Source organism: Rhodococcus mengyinensis (assembly GCF_048381435.1).
In the GTDB taxonomy this organism is placed as follows: domain Bacteria; phylum Actinomycetota; class Actinomycetes; order Mycobacteriales; family Mycobacteriaceae; genus Rhodococcus_F; species Rhodococcus_F opacus_D.
Genome location: NZ_JBLWIT010000064.1, coordinates 1 through 16,102 on the forward strand (window position 1 = coordinate 1; position 16,102 = coordinate 16,102).

General features: G+C 65.9%; 18 protein-coding genes and 4 pseudogenes. 7 read left to right on the forward strand and 15 right to left on the reverse strand.

The window, feature by feature from the left end:
* Positions 1 to 40: 40 nt before the first annotated feature.
* Positions 41 to 958, reverse strand: a complete 918-nt coding sequence (locus tag ACNJ7E_RS13000) for an IS3 family transposase (RefSeq protein WP_418339243.1) — start codon at positions 956 to 958, stop codon at positions 41 to 43.
* On the reverse strand, positions 958 to 1,281 hold the full coding sequence (locus tag ACNJ7E_RS13005) for a transposase (RefSeq protein WP_418339244.1): 324 nt from the start codon (positions 1,279 to 1,281) through the stop codon (positions 958 to 960). The genes ACNJ7E_RS13000 and ACNJ7E_RS13005 overlap by 1 nt, the downstream gene beginning before the upstream one ends.
* 197 nt (positions 1,282 to 1,478) lie before the next feature.
* Between ACNJ7E_RS13005 and ACNJ7E_RS13010 the strand changes: the two genes are divergently transcribed.
* Positions 1,479 to 3,086, forward strand: a complete 1,608-nt coding sequence (locus ACNJ7E_RS13010; protein ID WP_418340063.1) for an FMN-binding glutamate synthase family protein — start codon at positions 1,479 to 1,481, stop codon at positions 3,084 to 3,086.
* 433 nt (positions 3,087 to 3,519) lie between these two features.
* Here the strand turns inward: ACNJ7E_RS13010 and ACNJ7E_RS13015 are convergent, their stop codons facing one another.
* Positions 3,520 to 3,783 carry a YciI family protein gene (locus ACNJ7E_RS13015; protein WP_007296737.1) on the reverse strand — a complete coding sequence of 88 codons (264 nt, stop codon included), beginning with the start codon at positions 3,781 to 3,783 and terminating at the stop codon, positions 3,520 to 3,522.
* Between the two features lie 508 nt (positions 3,784 to 4,291).
* On the opposite strand from ACNJ7E_RS13015, the gene ACNJ7E_RS13020 reads away from it, so the two are divergent.
* Positions 4,292 to 4,462 (forward strand): hypothetical protein, encoded by a 171-nt coding sequence (locus ACNJ7E_RS13020; RefSeq protein WP_418340064.1) that lies wholly within the window; start codon positions 4,292 to 4,294, stop codon positions 4,460 to 4,462.
* Here ACNJ7E_RS13020 and ACNJ7E_RS13025 read toward each other — a convergent pair.
* The 3 genes and pseudogenes from ACNJ7E_RS13025 to ACNJ7E_RS13035 form a co-directional block, all read right to left on the reverse strand.
* Positions 4,425 to 4,658 carry a molybdopterin dinucleotide binding domain-containing protein gene (locus tag ACNJ7E_RS13025; RefSeq protein WP_007300298.1) on the reverse strand — a complete coding sequence of 78 codons (234 nt, stop codon included), beginning with the start codon at positions 4,656 to 4,658 and terminating at the stop codon, positions 4,425 to 4,427. The two genes, ACNJ7E_RS13020 and ACNJ7E_RS13025, sit on opposite strands and share 38 nt — an antisense overlap.
* Positions 4,659 to 4,681: 23 nt before the next feature.
* A pseudogene (locus tag ACNJ7E_RS13030) lies at positions 4,682 to 4,987 on the reverse strand (amidase family protein); the annotation flags it as partial.
* On the reverse strand, positions 4,971 to 5,588 hold the full coding sequence (locus ACNJ7E_RS13035; RefSeq protein WP_418340065.1) for a carbonic anhydrase: 618 nt from the start codon (positions 5,586 to 5,588) through the stop codon (positions 4,971 to 4,973). The pseudogene ACNJ7E_RS13030 and the gene ACNJ7E_RS13035, both read right to left, overlap by 17 nt.
* 197 nt (positions 5,589 to 5,785) lie before the next feature.
* On the opposite strand from ACNJ7E_RS13035, the gene ACNJ7E_RS13040 reads away from it, so the two are divergent.
* Complete coding sequence (locus ACNJ7E_RS13040; protein WP_418340066.1) at positions 5,786 to 6,280, forward strand: MarR family winged helix-turn-helix transcriptional regulator; 495 nt, start codon at positions 5,786 to 5,788, stop codon at positions 6,278 to 6,280.
* A 49-nt stretch (positions 6,281 to 6,329) separates the two neighbouring features.
* Positions 6,330 to 6,500 (forward strand): annotated as a pseudogene (locus tag ACNJ7E_RS13045) (IS701 family transposase); the annotation flags it as partial.
* A gap of 94 nt (positions 6,501 to 6,594) precedes the next feature.
* On the opposite strand, the gene ACNJ7E_RS13050 reads toward ACNJ7E_RS13045, so the two are convergent.
* The 3 genes and pseudogenes from ACNJ7E_RS13050 to ACNJ7E_RS13060 form a co-directional block, all read right to left on the reverse strand.
* Complete coding sequence (locus ACNJ7E_RS13050; RefSeq protein ID WP_418340087.1) at positions 6,595 to 7,023, reverse strand: hypothetical protein; 429 nt, start codon at positions 7,021 to 7,023, stop codon at positions 6,595 to 6,597.
* 736 nt (positions 7,024 to 7,759) lie between these two features.
* A complete protein-coding gene (locus tag ACNJ7E_RS13055) occupies positions 7,760 to 8,275 on the reverse strand; it encodes a DUF5994 family protein (protein ID WP_418340088.1) in 516 nt (171 codons plus the stop codon).
* A gap of 159 nt (positions 8,276 to 8,434) precedes the next feature.
* Positions 8,435 to 9,294: pseudogene (locus ACNJ7E_RS13060) on the reverse strand (GTP pyrophosphokinase).
* A gap of 64 nt (positions 9,295 to 9,358) precedes the next feature.
* Between ACNJ7E_RS13060 and ACNJ7E_RS13065 the strand changes: the two are divergent.
* Positions 9,359 to 10,147: a helix-turn-helix transcriptional regulator gene (locus ACNJ7E_RS13065; RefSeq protein WP_418340068.1), complete on the forward strand. Its 789-nt coding sequence runs from the start codon at positions 9,359 to 9,361 to the stop codon at positions 10,145 to 10,147.
* A 331-nt stretch (positions 10,148 to 10,478) separates the two neighbouring features.
* Here ACNJ7E_RS13065 and ACNJ7E_RS13070 read toward each other — a convergent pair whose 3' ends face one another.
* The 6 genes and pseudogenes from ACNJ7E_RS13070 to fdxA form a co-directional block, all read right to left on the reverse strand.
* Positions 10,479 to 10,889, reverse strand: coding sequence for a DUF952 domain-containing protein (locus ACNJ7E_RS13070; protein WP_016880633.1), 411 nt, complete (start codon positions 10,887 to 10,889; stop codon positions 10,479 to 10,481).
* Between the two features lie 93 nt (positions 10,890 to 10,982).
* The gene (locus tag ACNJ7E_RS13075) at positions 10,983 to 11,294 is read right to left on the reverse strand and encodes a dsRBD fold-containing protein (RefSeq protein ID WP_418340069.1); all 312 of its coding nucleotides are present in this window, start codon (positions 11,292 to 11,294) and stop codon (positions 10,983 to 10,985) included.
* A gap of 179 nt (positions 11,295 to 11,473) precedes the next feature.
* Positions 11,474 to 11,947: pseudogene (locus ACNJ7E_RS13080) on the reverse strand (group III truncated hemoglobin); the annotation flags it as partial.
* Positions 11,935 to 12,381, reverse strand: a complete 447-nt coding sequence (locus ACNJ7E_RS13085; protein ID WP_418340070.1) for a hypothetical protein — start codon at positions 12,379 to 12,381, stop codon at positions 11,935 to 11,937. The gene ACNJ7E_RS13085 and the pseudogene ACNJ7E_RS13080, both read right to left, overlap by 13 nt.
* Before the next feature lie 177 nt (positions 12,382 to 12,558).
* A complete protein-coding gene (ctaD, locus tag ACNJ7E_RS13090; protein ID WP_418340071.1) occupies positions 12,559 to 14,307 on the reverse strand; it encodes an aa3-type cytochrome oxidase subunit I in 1,749 nt (582 codons plus the stop codon).
* Complete coding sequence (fdxA, locus tag ACNJ7E_RS13095) at positions 14,304 to 14,690, reverse strand: ferredoxin (RefSeq protein ID WP_418340072.1); 387 nt, start codon at positions 14,688 to 14,690, stop codon at positions 14,304 to 14,306. The genes ctaD and fdxA overlap by 4 nt, the downstream gene beginning before the upstream one ends.
* Positions 14,691 to 14,749: 59 nt before the next feature.
* Here fdxA and ACNJ7E_RS13100 point away from each other — a divergent pair, with 59 nt between their 5' ends.
* On the forward strand, positions 14,750 to 15,442 hold the full coding sequence (locus tag ACNJ7E_RS13100; protein ID WP_418340073.1) for a helix-turn-helix transcriptional regulator: 693 nt from the start codon (positions 14,750 to 14,752) through the stop codon (positions 15,440 to 15,442).
* A gap of 78 nt (positions 15,443 to 15,520) precedes the next feature.
* Positions 15,521 to 16,057 carry a DUF488 domain-containing protein gene (locus tag ACNJ7E_RS13105; protein ID WP_418340074.1) on the forward strand — a complete coding sequence of 179 codons (537 nt, stop codon included), beginning with the start codon at positions 15,521 to 15,523 and terminating at the stop codon, positions 16,055 to 16,057.
* The last annotated feature ends 45 nt before the right edge of the window (positions 16,058 to 16,102 follow it).

The window sequence follows — 16,102 nt, forward strand, 5'->3', positions numbered from 1 at the left end:
TGAGGTTCCCCCCGAACGGTGGACAAGGGGGTTGCGTGCCTCAGGCGACTTCCACCTGAAGCAACTTCTCGTAGCTGTCGGGACTGTGCATCCCCACCGTAGAGTTCCGTCGAACAGTGTTGTAGAAGACAATCCAGTTGTCAACGCCAGCAACGAGATCAGCCTTCGTTGCATAGACGTGCCGATAGTATTCTTCATGCTTGAAGATCGACCAAAACGATTCGGATGGACTGTTGTCCCAACAAATCCCGGTCGCACCCATCGACCGACGCAACCCGTGCTGCACACACGACGCCGCGGTCAGGTGGGCAGTGTATTCCCCACCCCGGTCCGAATGCAGGATCGTCTCGCGACACCGCCCACCGCGCGTGGCCACGGCTCGATCGATGGCGGTGGTGACCATCTCGGCGCTGATGTGATTAGCAATGCTGTATCCCAACACCTTCCGTGAATGACCGTCCCGGATCGCACACAAGAACATGTCCCCTTCACCGCACGTGAGGTAGGTGATGTCGGTAAACCAGACCGCATCGAGCCGGCCCCGATCGAAGTGCCGCTCGATCAGATCCGGCGGGAACGACGCCTGCGGATCGACCGCCGTGGTCTTGACCTTGAACGTGCGCGGGCTGATGCCCTCCACACCGAGCGAGGCCATGATCTTGGCCACGGTCTTGGCGTTCACCACCTCACCACGCGCCCGCAACTCGGCCGTGACCCGCGGCGACCCGTAGGTACCCTTCGATTCCCGGTGGACCTCGACGATCTTGACTTCGAGGTCGGCGCGACGCTGTTGCCTCGGCGTCAACACCGTGGCAACTCTGCGCTTGACGTACTGGTAGTAGCCCGATGTGGACACCTCCAGCAGTCTCGCCATCCGCAGGATCGAGAACCGTTCACCTTCCGGCGCGGCGGTGCCGGCGGTCTCTTCGATGTTGTCGGGGCCGGCGTACTTGGCCATCAGATCGAACCGGGTCGGTTCTTCTGCATCGCGGCAAAGTACGCCGAAGCTTTTACCAGGAAAGCGTTGTCCTTCTCGAGTTCGCTTACCTGCCTTCGCAATCGGCGTAGCTCGGCGTGTTCGGCCGCGTCCAAAGGCTTCTCTCCGTGGGACTCTGCGGCGGCGATTCTGCGCCGCTCGAGTTTGACCCATTCACCCAACAGACTCTCGTTGAGGCCGAGTTCTCGGGCGACCTCTGCGATGGTGCGACCGGAGTCGATCACCCGGTGGGCAGCCTCGACCTTGTACTCGGTCGTGAACGACCGACGCTTGCGAGGGGGCATACGGACATCCTTCCAGCGGGACCGGTGTCCCGCCAAGTCGGTGTCCACTTTCCGGGGGGAACCTCAGACGGCCTGCAAGGAAGTGAACTGCCGATGAGACGGCTGCAGGGCCGCTACGCCGGGCCGTGGGGGACCGGGCCTGCCGGCCGGGCCGGGGGAGGCCCGCCGCCGGTGTCCCTCGGCGGGGAAGGGTGTCGATGTTCCGGTTCCTGATCGTCGGGTTCACCGTCCTCGGGCTCGGTGTCGTCACCGCCGCGGCCGCGGTCGGCTCGTGGGCGTGGTGGGTGGTCGCTGCGCTGCTGGCGGTGTTGCTGATCGTCGGCCTCTACGATCTGCTGCAGCGCAAGCATTCGGTGCTGCGCAACTACCCGATCCTCGGGCATCTGCGGTATCTCCTGGAAAGCCTGCGCCCGGAACTGCAGCAGTACTTTATCGAACGCAACTTCGACGGCCGCCCCTTCGACCGGGATGTGCGCACCGTCATCTACGAACGCGCCAAGGGGATCCACGGTGAACTGTCGTTCGGGACCGAACGCGACATCGAAGAGGTCGGCTACGAATATCTGGTGCACTCGGTGATGCCGGCCGCCGAACCCGAGCGAGCGCCGCGGGTGCTCGTCGGCGGCCCGGACTGCCCCAGGCCGTATTCGATGTCCCTGCTGAACATTTCGTCGATGAGCTTCGGTGCCCTGTCCGCGAACGCGCTGCGCGCGCTGAACAGTGCCGCCGCCCGGGGCGGGTTCGCCCACGATACCGGCGAGGGCGGCCTGACCCCGTACCACCTGTCCGGCGGCGGCGACATCATCTGGGAGATCGGGTCCGGATACTTCGGCACCCGCACCACAGGCGGGCATTTCGACCCGCACCGGTTCGCCGACAAGGCCGCACACGAGCAGGTCAAGGCGATCTCGCTGAAACTGAGCCAGGGCGCGAAACCCGGCGTCGGGGGTGTGCTGCCGGCGGCGAAGGTGAGCGCCGAGATCGCCGAATACCGGGGCGTGCCGGTCGGGGAGAAATGCGTCAGCCCCGCGGCGCATTCCGCGTTCCACACCCCGCGGGAGATGATCGAATTCGTCGCCCGGATGCGCGATCTCGCAGACGGCAAACCGGTGGGACTGAAGCTGTGTGTGGGCTCGCGGGTGGAGATCCTCGCGATCTGCAAGGCGATCCTGGAGGTGGGCACGGGACCGGACTTCATCGTCGTCGACGGCGCCGAGGGCGGCACCGCCGCCGCCCCACTCGAATACGAAGACCATGTGGGCCTGCCGCTGACCGATGGGTTGATGACCGTCCACAACGCCTTGGTCGGCACCGGACTGCGGGAGCAGATCCGGCTTGGGGCCAGCGGCAAGGTCGCGGTCGGCAATGACATCGTCAAGCGGCTGATCCAGGGCGCGGACTACACCAACGCCGCCCGGGCGATGATGATGGCCATCGGCTGCATCCAGGCGCAACGCTGTCACACCAACACCTGCCCGGTCGGTGTCGCGACCCAGGACCCGAAGCGCACCCGGGCCCTCGACGTGGCGGACAAGAGCCTTCGCGCGTATCGGTACCACGAGGCCACCGTCCGCCAGGCCGTGCAGATCATGGCCTCGATGGGCGTCACCGACCCGTCCGGGCTCGGCCCGCATCTGCTGCGAAAGAAGATCACCCCGACCCGGGTGAGTTCCTACGCCGAAATCTACGAATGGTTGACGCCCGGTGAACTCCTCCATCACACACCGCGCGCCTGGGCCGCCGACTGGGCCGAAGCCAGCGCGGACACCTTCCACCCCGGCGCCGAGCCGGGACACCGACCCTAAAGCGCACCAAACCCCGGAAACGAGTGATACTCGGACGCGTGTTGGCGGGCAGCGCAAGACCCTCGCCGGGAAAGCGGCCGGCGTCACGGGTCAGGACGCCACCCGAAATGTACGAACCCTCGCAGTGCGGGTCTTCTGCCGCGCAATCTGTCGCTGTCCCTTTTCACCGTCACATCCCAGCCGGACGGCTACGGAAGGTTCCGTGCCCCACCGCGCGGTTGGGGTACCCCCACATCGCGCGGGCGCGACGCTTCGACACGTGGCAGCGGGAGAAGCCACGTCGATCGCCTCCGGGCACCCGCGGGGCTCCTCCGGTCCCGGATCGTGACCGGAGGCTGCACCGTTGCGGGTACGAGTCGCTCTCAGCTACCTCGTCACCGGACATCTCAACCTTTGCCCACAACCGGCTCCCATAACTCGTGAGATCGTCCTGTCACCGGTTCCAGGGGCTGATGGATACATGGGATACGAGGTGTGCCTGCGCAAACGGGTCGTGCCCGAACAGGCGGGCCACGGTGTCGGCATCGGCGGCGTCGACGATGAACTGGAAGCCGCTGTGGTCGGCGACGGGACTCGACGACAGCACCACCTTGCGGCGAACCAATTCCGCGAGCCATGCATGATGATCGGTGCGGTGATCGTCACGACCGGACGACGATTCGGGACTGTAGGTGTACTCGACGACGAACGTAGGCATACTGTTCTCGATTTCTTCCCGGGGCGACCTCTCGGGATGGTGCGCAGTCGCGAACGACCACCACTGCCACTTGTCAACCCACTCCCATGGTTGCGTGCGCGCTTCCGGCACGGCGGTCGGTGGCGCAGGCACATTGCCTAGACGCGAGGTCACCGTCTGACGAATTCACCTCGTGCCCTCGGCAACCGCACCTACAGTGCGGCGTCGGGACGACGTCCTCGACCCCGACACCCGACGCCGTCGCGATGCCCGACCAGCACGCGACGTCACACCACCGCCTCACCTGCCCCGTTGCCGGTCTGCAGCTGCCGGCGCACACACGCCTCATACCCAATCCTGCACCTAACCATTGCGCAATCGCAACCATTGCGCGTTGGATGGAAGACAAGTGGCGCCGACACCTGGCGCCGAACCGAGGAAGGAACGACCAGACCGGTTCCGGTACAGTTGACGCCAACACGGCCAGCCTTCCACTCATTCGAGGGGGAGGCTGGTTTTCTTTATCCTCATGAGCCAGCCCGCCTACTGCAAACCGTTCAAGACCATTCCCCAGCAGCGGCAGCTGCTGGAATCGCGGGGCATGACGATCGTCGACCCCGCGGCCGCGGAGCAGTGGTTGGACACCGTCGGGTACTACCGGCTCAGCGGCTACTGGCAATATGCAACATTCGACCTATAGTCGACACGAGGTCTTGTATGCGGCGAGTGTTCATGTAGCCGTAGTGGAACGGGACGAACAGCACGCCGGGTCGGATGCCAGTGATCCGCGCCTGGGCGTGCAGGGTTCCTCGCGGGGTGGAGATCGCGAGCACGTCCCCGTCGACGATGCCGTGTTGGTGCGGGATTGCGCCGGCGGCGTGGGTGCGTTCGACCACGAGTTGGCTGCGGGAGGGATGTGGTCGGCGAAGATCGGGGACCCATGGGTGGTGCGCAGCCCCGCGGTATCGAGGGTGTCCTTGTGGGCGATCGGCAACCCATGGAGGGGGCCGAGTGGTTCACCAGACATGGTGCGGGCATAGGATTTTCGGGCGAGTTCGAGTGCGTGCTCGGGTTGGACAGTGACTATGGCGTTGATTGCGGGGTCGATCTGGTCGATCCGCGGCCGCGCCGGTGCCCCGCCCGCGCTATCCGCCGGTGGTGAGTGATGTGGTGGTGTTGGATCCGACGTAAGTCGTGGTTCTGGGGAGTCAGTTGCCGGGCTCACCGATGTCTCCCACCGTCCCCTGAAGATGTATTCGGCCGTCGGACAGCTTGTAGGTGACGCCCGCGATGGCGCAAGTACCGGCCTCGATGCGTCCGGCGATGAGGCGTGAACGCTGCGCAAGAAGTTCGCCGGTCTCCACTACGTGACGGGCCTCGAGTTCGTCTGCGGTGCAGAGCCCTTCACGACGTCCCGTCATGACCGACGGTGCCACGCGTTCGACGACAGTGCGAATGAACCCGTCCGGCACCGCGCCGTTGTCGAGCGCGTCGAGCGTCGCCTTCACGGCGCCACAGCCGTCGTGGCCGAGCACGACGATGAGCGGAACGTTCACGATTTCGACGGCGTACTCGATCGAGCCGAGAACGGCGTCGTCGAGGACGTGGCCTGCGGTGCGCACGACGAACACGTCACCGAGACCCTGATCGAAGATGATCTCGGCGGCGACTCGCGAGTCTCCGCATCCGAACAACACGGCGTTGGGGTGCTGCCCGTCGGAGAGCGCTGCGCGGTCCGCGATCCCCTGGTTGGGATGCAGTGGGGTCCCGTCGACGAATCGCTCGTTTCCCTGCCGCAGAATCTTCCATGCGGACGCGGGGGTCATAGGGTGCGGGGAATCTGTGTGCACTGAGGCCTCATTTCGTCTCGAGCGGGCTGGGTACTCGTGTCGCTGCGCCGGGCCCGGCTCGGGCCGAAGCTCGAACATCACTGACGAGGCTCAGCCGGCGCGGTGGTCCAGTATCCACCAACCTACGCAACTTCTTGCAGCATGCAAGGCTTAGCTTCTGCAATACTTGAGCTATGCGCAAACGCGACGGTGGCGACGAGTCGGTGAGCACGAGTCCCGAGGATCTGCGAGCATTCGAAGTCGCCATCCGAGATCTCGTGGGTGTGGCGCTGCGCAGCATCGAGGGAGGCGACGTCGAGGTCACGTTGCCGCAGCTGAGGCTGCTGATGGTATTGAACGAGGAGGGCACAGTGAGTTCGAGTCAGGCGGCGCGAGCATTGGGTGTGGCCGCATCGACGGTCACCCGCCTCGCCGATCGTCTGCTCGCCTCCGGGCACCTCAGACGAGGCGCGGACCGATCGAATCGCAGCGTCGTCACCCTGGAATCGACGGCGCGGGGGCGCGCCGTCGTCGAGCAGGTCAATGCTCGACGGCAAGACGAGTTGCGTCGCATCCTCGACCAACTCGACCCCACCGAGCGGTCCGACTGCGCGGCCACCCTGCGTCGCATCCACGAGTGCCTCGACGGAACGTCGACACCACCCGTGCTCAGTTCACTCTTGCGGTGAACTGCCCGCTCCCGGGGTGACCGGCTGGTGCGATACGCCACCACGTGTGATCCGCTGGCGCATCGAGCACGACTACCGGAAACTGAAAACCCGGCTCGAGCTGGACATTACGACGAGCCCTCCTGGCTCGGCGGGCACCACCACGCCACCGAAGGTCACCGCCGCCCATCTCTTCCCCAGCACCCTGCGACTGACTCATCCAGAATCGGTTGGGCAGGACTGGCCCTCCGCGCCACTGTCCGAGAACTTCAACGCGCACTTGTTCGTTCGATCATACCTGCCCACGGTGCCACCAACCTCCTGACGCAGTCCTATTAGGGGAGCGCGTGGGGTACGGATCCGATCTCGATGGTCGACGACGTTGCCGCCAGGCCGATCCGGGCCCATTCCACGGTCACCGTGAGCGACACCGGCGTGTGGATTCCGCCTATCCAGTACCGCGGCGTGGTGCGGAAGTCGATCAAGCGCGTCGTTCCGGTCGACAGGATCGGGGCCTGGTACGGGTCGGCCTCGCCCGTGAGATTCCCGGCGCGCACGTGTGTCCGGAGGAACGACCACCGCGGCGACGGGTCCCCGGGGTCGGTCAGCGGTCGTGTTTCATAGCGTGCCTGCTGGGCCGCGTGGCCGTAGGCGGTGAGGGCAAGACGCAGTTCCACCCCGGCCGGGTAGCGAAGAAGGTCGATGAGTTCGACGGTGATCCCGAGGTCGGCTGCGAGAACGGAACGCCCGTGAACAATACCCACCCCGCGCCACGCGGGTGGGGGTGCGGCCGGCCAGCGTCTTCGCATACTCGTCATACTTCCACTGAGACAGCACCTCGATGTGAGAATTCCATCGGAGGAGGACTTTTCGCATCCCACGGCACGCAAACGACATTGGTATCCGTGCCGTGGTGTGCACGACAATTGTATCAAGCAACACCTGCTCCGGCGGTCTGTCTCACCTGTGTGCGCGGTAGTGCGAGTAGGCCGGAACGACAGTGCCTCTCGGCTATGCGACTGGTGGTGGCAGGGGGAGTGGCACTGGAGGAGGCAGCACCAGCACCAGACGGGGGGACATCCTGTGGATGTCGAACTTTGGGCATCGAGGCGTGTGTGGGTCGCAGTTCCGCCCTCTTCGGTGAGGCCGTCGGTAATCCGCCGAACTACCCGCGGACATGAAAAGGCACTGACCCCACCGTCTTGCGATCCTGGAAGCACGTGTCCCATTCACTCAGCGGTATGGACGCTTCTGCGCCGTGGAGTCGTGTATCACCAGGTGAATGGTGGAACACGATGACCGCGCCGCGACGCGCACGACTTCTGAGCGCATGCGGAATTTCGCGTCCGTTGGACAACGTTTCGCGCGTGGCTCGACGGGCTGCTGTCGCACGCGTTGTCCACGAGGGCACTGCGTGCTCTCACCCTGACCGCCCATTGTCGAGGATCACTGTGGCGGTGCCAGGGTGGACGGAAAAGATGTGTGTCCCCCGGGTCTCACTCAGCCGCGTCGCACCCCGTCGCGGTCGCCGGTGCGGCGCGGCCGCACAGACCTGTCTCCACGGTGGCGTATTGCTCCGCCTTCGGACTCCCAGCGGTGTTGGGCGAGCAGTGCCAGCCGGCGATCCTCGGCCTCGCGTGCACCGATCGCCAGCAGTTCGTCGGCGGTGGAGACGTCGCGCGGACTCGCCGCCGTCATTATGGTCGCGTAGGCGAAGACCGGGTCGGTGTAGGGAGGGACCACCAGCAGGACCAGCCGTCCGAACTTCTCGCCGGTGATCGCCAGGGTATTGCTCGACTGGTCCTTGGAGTGTCGCAGGGCCACCGTGTTGCCTGCGTGGTCGATACGCGACGGTGCTGGCGCCCAGCCGTTCTCGTCGTAGATGATCCGGTCGATGGGGCCCAGCCGCCGCGAGAGGGCCGTGATTAGGGCCGGAAGTTCATCGGTGAGGTGAGTCGATCGTGGCCACCAGGCGCCCTGTACGAATCCACGGGACTGGGCGGGCTTGAGCCGCAATCGCAGTCCTCGACCGGGTGAGGGTGTCGCCTTCGAGGCATCCACATGCAAGGTTGGTGTGGACATGAGTGGCCTCCCGCCTGTTGATGATTGGTGAAACTGGTGTCGTGGGATTTACGGATTGGGGTTTCGTCGGCACTGCTGTAGTGCAGTGCTGGGTCATTCTCGGGTGTTGCCCTGCAACGCTCCGTTAGGCGACGTGTGTGGTGGTTCGGCAGACATCCACACCACCCGCCGGCGGGTATCGCACGAGCGGCCCGGCGGTCGCGTTGTGTGGTTTCCGCACGGTTCTGTGAGCGATCGCCGTGATCGTGGTCAATGGCCTTGAGGCTCAGTGGACCGTCGTCGGAGTCCAGCGCCGACTTCAGACCGGCAACTTCGTTGTGCAGCCGCTCCATCTTCCTGTCGAGTCGGTGCGCGACGTCGGCGGCCTCGGTCAGCTCCTGCAACAATCGGCGGGGGACGGAGCGCTGGTACTTGTAGTAGATCTTGTGCTCGAGGCTGGCCCAGAAGTCCATGGCGATTGTCTGGATTTGCAGCTCGACGGGTACCTGGACAACTCGGTCGCTCAAGAACACCGGGATCTCGACTGACACATGCAAACTTTTGTAGCCGTTGGATTTCGGCTTCGCGATGTAGTCTTCGACCTCGAGCACGGTGACATCGGGCTGACCGCCGATCAGGTCCGCAACGCGGTAGGTGTCCGAGATGAGACCGCAGGTGATGCGGACTCCGGCGATATCGCGGATGTTCTGACGAAGGTCGGCGGCCGTGAGCGGGCAGCGCAGGCGCTGCGCTTTGGCCATGATGCTGTCGGGGGATTTCACCCGTGCCGAGACATGCTCGATCGGGCAGTGGCGATCCAGGTGCGTGAAACCCTTTCGCAGGATTTGTACTTTGGTGGTCAACGTCGCGATTGCGCATTGGTAGGGCAACACGAACTGGGTGAATTCGGGACCGAAGAGCTCGAATTGCGTCGTCATCGGTAAGTCGGGATCGCAGATGTTGTCGACCGTCATGCCCTACCTCTGTTGTTGTGAAGCGGTTAATATTTAACGGAAGGGTATCCTCTAAATTGGTAAAATGAAAGGTGACGCGGTGGACGAGGCGAGCGATACCCGGGGGCCGCGGCGAAATTTCCTGCCGCGCAACCGGCAGCGGGAACGTGTTCTTCGGATGGTGCGTGAGCACGAGGGTGCGGTGGACGCCGTCGAACTGGCATCACAGATCGGTGTGCACGTGACCACGGTGCGGTTCCATCTGGATGCGCTGTGTGACGACGGCGCGATCACGCGCACCCGGATGAACCGGCCGGGCGCCGGCCGGCCCCGTACCGGTTATCTGGCGATCGAGGAACGCGTGGACTACCGCACTCTCGCCAACGTCCTCGCGATGGAGCTGGGCCAGACGGCGCAGACGCGGGCTCGCCGCGCGGAGCACGCCGGGCACGAATGGGCCACGCGGATGGCGGCTTCCCGCAGCGCAGGCACCGGTGACGGCGGGCACACACCGGAACCGGATGCCGGTGATGCGCTCGATCACGCGGCGGCGCGCACCACTGATGCTTTCGCGCGGATGGGTTTCGGCCCCGAGCTGGTCTCGGCGCCGGGCCCGTCGGCACCGTCGTCGGCGGACAGCGGCGGCCCCGCCGGCGAACGTGAACGGGTCATTCGCCTGCACGCCTGCCCGGTACGGGATCTGGCCCGGTCGCATCCCGAGGTGGTGTGCGGAGTGCATCGGGGGTTGCTGCAGGGTCTGCTGGACACGTCAGCGACCGAGGGAAACCGAAAGCCGCAGCGACCGGCCATCTCGGCTCACCTCGAGCCGTTCGTCGAACCCGAACTGTGTGTGGCCAGGCTGGTGGCGGGGTGAGTCAGGTTGTCCGAAACGCGGCGTTGCTGTGCCGGGGTCGGGGTCGGGGTGAGGGCGGCGATGTCGGGGTGATTGTGGCGATCGTTCGCCGGAACGCTCTGTGACACGTTGTTTCCGAGAGTGACTCTGCAGATGATTTTCGACACCAACAAAAGCTGTGGGCTCCGGGTTTCTGTCGACGGGCCTCTGGTGATTTAGGCACTCGTGCACGCCCGAGCTGCACTGTGCGCCACCGCTACCGGTGCGGCCCGCCCGGGAATCTGCACAGTTGGCCTCCGTGTCGGCGGACGTGTGCCGACAGCGGTGGACCGGGTTTACGGGCGGGGGATTGCTACGACGCCGCCTCGCCGACGCTGTACCCGGAAAGGTCGGGGACGGCCCAATTCTCACCGTGTTTCTCGAGCGGGATGGTCGCCACAACGATGTCCGGATCCAGCGGCACCGCTCCCATGATCCGCGGAACCCACCGACCGGGCGTACCCGACGGCCCTGCCATCTCGTCCCATCGAACGTCGACACCGGCATCGCGGAGTGCGTCCTGGTCGATCACAATCACCGCCAGGGGAAGATTGACGTCACGATATACGGTGGCGAGGACGTGCTCGAGTTGCTCCGCGGTCGCGGCGTGGATGAATCCCACCTGATCGAGTGTGTGGGCGCGGGTGGACGCCTCGTATTCTCCGAACCGTGCGGCGCCTTCCCAGTCGTCGGCGAGGGCTATGTGAAAGAGATGTTCGCTCATCGTGATGTCCTTGTGGAGGAATGTCCGCGGGAATGCAGGTGTCGGGCGCCGCCCCGCGCCAACGGGTCGACAGGGGATTCGTGCGTGCCGAGTTCAGGCCGAGGAACGTCGACGGCCGAAATCGGCGGCGCGTGCGGAGGTGAGGGCGCTGCGCGTGACCGCTTCGCGCTGTGCGGCCGCTTCGTACAGTTGATGCGACAGGTCTGCCAGGGCGCGGGCGGCGGCCATGTCGTCGCTGACTTCCGGGACGTCGGTATGGCGCGGATTGCGCCGGGCGAGTCCCGTTCCCACGAAGGCGGCCCGGCCGCTGGTGCGCAGGCGGGCGCTCGCTCGTGTCTGGGCGCCGGTCTCCGCCGATTTGTGTTCGTCGATGACGATGTTCACCGACCATGTCTTCTGGTTCACGGTTGATGCACTTCCTTTCGTGTTCTGCCGTCGCGGACGCATCCGGGTCGACGGTGGTGTCCCCGGGGGGCCGCTGTCTAACCTGCTCGGCGCGAATTAGGGTGGGTTTCCGGGAGATCCGTGGCCTGACCGTGCTTCAGGCGATGCGATGCCGTTCGGTCATCGAGGTGACCGCCGGGGGAGCGATCAGGTGTGTGGTCCTCGCGGACCCGACGGTGAAGTCGGGAGGTGAGGGCGTCGAGTTCGGCGGAGTCGGTGCCGGTCAGGTTGCGGTGCATCGCCCGGGCGATCCTGGTGGCGTGGACTGTGGCGTGTTCGGCGATCGGACCCTGAAACATCTGCCCGACCGTGGTGGACCAGAGGGTGAGCCATCGTAGGAAGTGTCGTGTCTCGAGTCGATGCCGGGTGTGGACGCTCCGGTGCGCCCGCAGGGCGCTGCCCTGGTAGAGGCGGGCCCCGAACAGGACGGTTTCCCAGAAGTCGCACATGATCGGCAGGTGTGATTCGAGTCCGCTCTCGCGGATCTCGGCGAACGGGTCGGCGAGGAGGTCGTCGACGAGCACGCGCCCGTAGAAGCGGCGGAGCAGGTCCTCGATGTCGGTGCGAGTGGCCAGATCCGTGCGCGTAGGTTCGTCTGGTGTCAGTGAAGGCATGAGGCCACCGCCCGAAAGAACTGGAAGATCAACGCGATCAGCAATGCGACCTTCGCTACTTCCAGTCCGATGTACACCAGGTGCATCCTCGATCGTGGCAGGTGCTCTCCGGCGAGGATCCGGTCCGATCGTGTACTCAGAGGCGGGCGGACCACCGCGATCTGCACCACCAGCACCACCGTGACAAGCGCGAGCACCGTCAACGCGGTTGCGTCCGGGGGCGCGGCGACGCACGACGCCAACAGCGCGAGTGCCAGAACCAATTCCACCGCATTGAGGGCGAGGAAGACCTTCCGGCCGATGCCGAGCCCGATGGCCAGGGTCACGCCCGGGGCCCGAAATTTGATCGGCGCCTCGAGAAACGAAATCGCCACCACCATCCCGAGCCAGAACACCGGCAGGATCAACTGCGTGTAGCGCGCCACCTCAGTCATGTGCCCCCCCTTGTCAGGCGGGCACGGGTCCGCCGGACGGTCTCCGGTGGACGGGTGCAGCAGTAGTCGCCCCGCGGGGTCGGCCGGTCGCCGCCGCTCACCGGCCAGGACCGTGCAGGCGTCGCGATCGCATCGGCTTCGGGACACCGCAGGAAACTGTAAGAACGATCGGCGGTGTCACTCATCGCCGGCCCGTTTCTCGCTCGGGACCCGGGCTGTGCCGGCGGTGACCGTGACCGACTTGGGCCGTCGGCCGACGTACGTTTCGGCTCGCATCCGCGTCACCATGTGGGGGTAGTGCAATTCGAACGCGGGGCGCTCGGAACGGATTCGGGGCAGCTCGGTGAAGTTGTGCCGCGGCGGGGGACAACTGGTGGCCCACTCGAGCGAGTTCCCGTAACCCCAGGGGTCATCGACCGTGACCACCTGGCCGTACCGGTAGGACTTGAAAACATTCCACACGAACGGCAACACCGACCCGCCGAGGACGAACGAGCCGATCGTCGAGACCGTGTTGAGGGTGGTGAACCCGTCCGTGGGGAGGTAGTCGGCGTAGCGGCGGGGCATGCCCTCGGCGCCGAGCCAGTGTTGGACCAAAAAGGTGGTGTGGAAACCGATGAACGTGGTCCAGAAGTGCCATCTGCCGAGGCGTTCATCCATCAGCCGTCCGGTCATCTTCGGGAACCAGAAGTAGATGCCGGCGTAGGTGGCGAACACGATGGTGCCGAACAGCACGTAGTGGAAATGCGCGACGAGGAAGTAGGAGTCGGTGACGTGGAAGTCCAGCGGCGGGCTCGCGAGCAACACGCCGGACAGGCCACCGAACAGGAAGGTCACCACGAAACCGAGCGAGAACAGCATGGGGGTTTCGAAGGTGAGCTGCCCTTTCCACATGGTGCCGATCCAGTTGAAGAACTTCACCCCGGTGGGCACCGCGATGAAGAAGCTCATCAGCGAGAAGAACGGCAGCAGAACGGCACCGGTGGCGAACATGTGGTGCGCCCACACCGCGGTGGACAGTGCGGCGATGGCGATGGTCGCGTAGACGAGGCCGGTGTAGCCGAAGAGCGGCTTGCGGCTGAAGACAGGGAAGATCTCCGAGACGATGCCGAAGAATGGGATCGCGACGATGTACACCTCGGGGTGACCGAAGAACCAGAACAGGTGCTGCCAAAGCAGGGCGCCCCCGGTGGCCGGGTCGAACAGGTGCGCCCCCAGGTGCCGATCCACGAGCAGGCCCAACAGTGCCGCGGCCAGAATCGGGAAGGCGATCAGGACCAGGATCATGGTGATGAAGATGTTCCAGGTGAAGATCGGCATCCGGAACATCGTCATCCCCGGCGCCCGCAAACAGATGACGGTGGTGATCATGTTGACGCCACCGAGGATGGTGCCCACACCGGCCAACGCCAGTCCCGTGATCCACAGGTCGCCGCCCACCCCCGGCGAATGCACCGCGCTGGTCAGGGGGGAATACCCGGTCCAGCCGAAGTCCGCGGCCCCTCCCGGGGTGAGGAACCCGGACACGGTGATGATCGCGCCGAACAGGTACAACCAGTAGCTCAGCGCGTTCAGCCGGGGGAACGCCACGTCGGGGGCACCGATCTGCAGCGGCAGAATGTAGTTCGCGAATCCGAAGACGATCGGCGTCGCGTACAGCAGCAGCATGATGGTGCCGTGCATCGTGAACAGCTGGTTGTACTGTTCGTTGGACAGGAACTGCAGGCCGGGGACCGCGAGTTCGGTGCGGATCAGCAGGGCCATCAACCCGCCGACCATGAAGAACACGAACGAGGTGACCATGTACATCAGACCCAGCATCTTCGGGTCGGTGGTGGTGGCGGCCTGGTAGAGGAACGATCCCTTGATCCCGCGCCGTTGTGGGTACGGCCGGACGGGGACGACGTCCACGGTGAGGGGAGTCACGATGCACCGCCGCCGCAGGGGGACCCCTCGCCGGTAGCGGCGGGGCCCGAATGTGGATGCCCACTGACCAATTCGGTGTCGGCGGCGAGCCGGCCGAGCTTGCCCGCCCCTCCCGGCATCCCCAATGCGGCACTCGCGCCGGGGAGCGGGCTGTGGAAGAACCGGGCGTTGTCGTCGGTGAACGCGCCCCACCGGGCGGGCAGGTCGTCCTCGTAGAAGATGGCCTCCACCGGGCAGACCGGCTCGCACGCGCCGCAGTCGATGCATTCGTCGGGGTGGATGTACAGCGACCGGCCGCCCTCGTAGATGCAGTCCACCGGGCATTCCTCGACACAGGCCCGGTCCATCACATCGATGCACGGTTCTGCGATCACATAGGTCATGGCCACCTCCGGGACGCTGCCCTTTTTTTGAGGAATCCCTTCCTCTAAAGTCATACAGTATGGCGATACGAAAAGGAACCGGTGCCGAGCGCGCCGGGACGCACGCGGTGCTGGCCTCGCGCAGACGGGTCCAGTTGCTGGATGCTTTGCGGGCCAGTCCGACGCCGATGACCGTCGGGGAACTGGCGGCGCTGTGCGAGCTGCACGTGACCACGGTTCGCTTCCACCTCGACGCGTTGACCGGCGCCGGATTGGTCTCGGCCGAACCCGAGCGGAATCCGGCGCGCGGCCGCCCGCGTCGGCTCTACCGGGCGCTGGCCCCCCTCGAACCGGGGCACGCCGATTCCGGATACCAGGGGTTGGCTCGGGTGTTGGCGGCGCACTGGGCCGGTGCCGACGGCGGCGACCCCGTGGGCCGGGCGGAGGCGGCCGGCCGGGCGTGGGCACTCGACGACCTCACCGGCACCTCCGGGGCACCCCGATCGATCGAGGGCGCCGCGAGCACCCTCACCACCCTGTTCGCGGAGATGGGATTCGACCCCGAACTCGAGTCCACACCCGAGGAAATGCGAATCCGGTTGCATGCCTGCCCGTTCGAGTCGGTCGCCCGGCAGAGCCCGAACGTCGTGTGCGCGCTGCATCTCGGACTGATGCGCGGCGTCCTCGACCGGCTCGGCGCACCGGAAACCGACAATCGGCTCATCCCGTGGGAAACACCCCAGACCTGCGTCGCCCACCTGGCGCGACGCTAGCCGGCCCGGTATGCCCGGCGCCGACCTCGATCGCACATGGGGGCGGTGTGGTCTCCGGCAGGCGGAGGTGGTGAGGCGATGTTGCTGTCCGTCGGGCACGGCCGGCTCGGTCGGAAGGAGCTGACCACGCTGCTGACCGCGGCCGGCGTCGACGCGGTGGTCGACATTCGCCGGTATCCCGGCAGTCGCCGCAACCCCGATGTCGGCAGCGAGATGATGACGCACTGGTTGCCGGCCGCCGGGATCGGCTATCGCTGGGAGCCGCGACTGGGCGGGCGCCGCCGCCTGCCGCCCGGCGAGCCGCGTGAGGACCCGTGGTGGCAGGTCGATCAGTTCGCCGCCTATGCCGCACACACCCGCACCACCGAGTTCGCCGCGGCACTGACCGAGCTGTTGGATCGGGCGGCGCGGCAGAAAACGGCGATGATGTGCAGTGAGAGCGTGTGGTGGCGGTGCCACCGCCGGCTCGTCGCCGACGTCGCAGTCCTGCGGCGCGGGGTGCGCGTCGAGCACCTCATGCACGACGGCCGGCGCACCCCGCACCTCCCGGCGGACGGCGCTCGGGTGCGGGCCGACGGCCAGGTGGTCTGGGACCGCCCCCGGGCGCGGTCCTGATCGGCAGCCCCGGTGGCCCGCACTCGTGCCCGACGCCCGCTCCGG

What these genes read in the sequence shown, in the direction of transcription:
- ACNJ7E_RS13000 (WP_418339243.1), bottom strand. Translation starts at nt 958, where the DNA reads ATGGCCAAGTACGCCGGCCCCGACAACATCGAAGAGACCGCCGGCACC.
- ACNJ7E_RS13005 (WP_418339244.1), bottom strand. Translation starts at nt 1,281, where the DNA reads ATGCCCCCTCGCAAGCGTCGGTCGTTCACGACCGAGTACAAGGTCGAG.
- ACNJ7E_RS13010 (WP_418340063.1), top strand. Translation starts at nt 1,479, where the DNA reads ATGTTCCGGTTCCTGATCGTCGGGTTCACCGTCCTCGGGCTCGGTGTC.
- ACNJ7E_RS13015 (WP_007296737.1), bottom strand. Translation starts at nt 3,783, where the DNA reads ATGCCTACGTTCGTCGTCGAGTACACCTACAGTCCCGAATCGTCGTCC.
- ACNJ7E_RS13020 (WP_418340064.1), top strand. Translation starts at nt 4,292, where the DNA reads ATGAGCCAGCCCGCCTACTGCAAACCGTTCAAGACCATTCCCCAGCAG.
- ACNJ7E_RS13035 (WP_418340065.1), bottom strand. Translation starts at nt 5,588, where the DNA reads ATGACCCCCGCGTCCGCATGGAAGATTCTGCGGCAGGGAAACGAGCGA.
- ACNJ7E_RS13040 (WP_418340066.1), top strand. Translation starts at nt 5,786, where the DNA reads ATGCGCAAACGCGACGGTGGCGACGAGTCGGTGAGCACGAGTCCCGAG.
- ACNJ7E_RS13065 (WP_418340068.1), top strand. Translation starts at nt 9,359, where the DNA reads ATGAAAGGTGACGCGGTGGACGAGGCGAGCGATACCCGGGGGCCGCGG.
- ACNJ7E_RS13070 (WP_016880633.1), bottom strand. Translation starts at nt 10,889, where the DNA reads ATGAGCGAACATCTCTTTCACATAGCCCTCGCCGACGACTGGGAAGGC.
- ACNJ7E_RS13085 (WP_418340070.1), bottom strand. Translation starts at nt 12,381, where the DNA reads ATGACTGAGGTGGCGCGCTACACGCAGTTGATCCTGCCGGTGTTCTGG.
- fdxA (WP_418340072.1), bottom strand. Translation starts at nt 14,690, where the DNA reads ATGACCTATGTGATCGCAGAACCGTGCATCGATGTGATGGACCGGGCC.
- ACNJ7E_RS13100 (WP_418340073.1), top strand. Translation starts at nt 14,750, where the DNA reads ATGGCGATACGAAAAGGAACCGGTGCCGAGCGCGCCGGGACGCACGCG.
- ACNJ7E_RS13105 (WP_418340074.1), top strand. Translation starts at nt 15,521, where the DNA reads ATGTTGCTGTCCGTCGGGCACGGCCGGCTCGGTCGGAAGGAGCTGACC.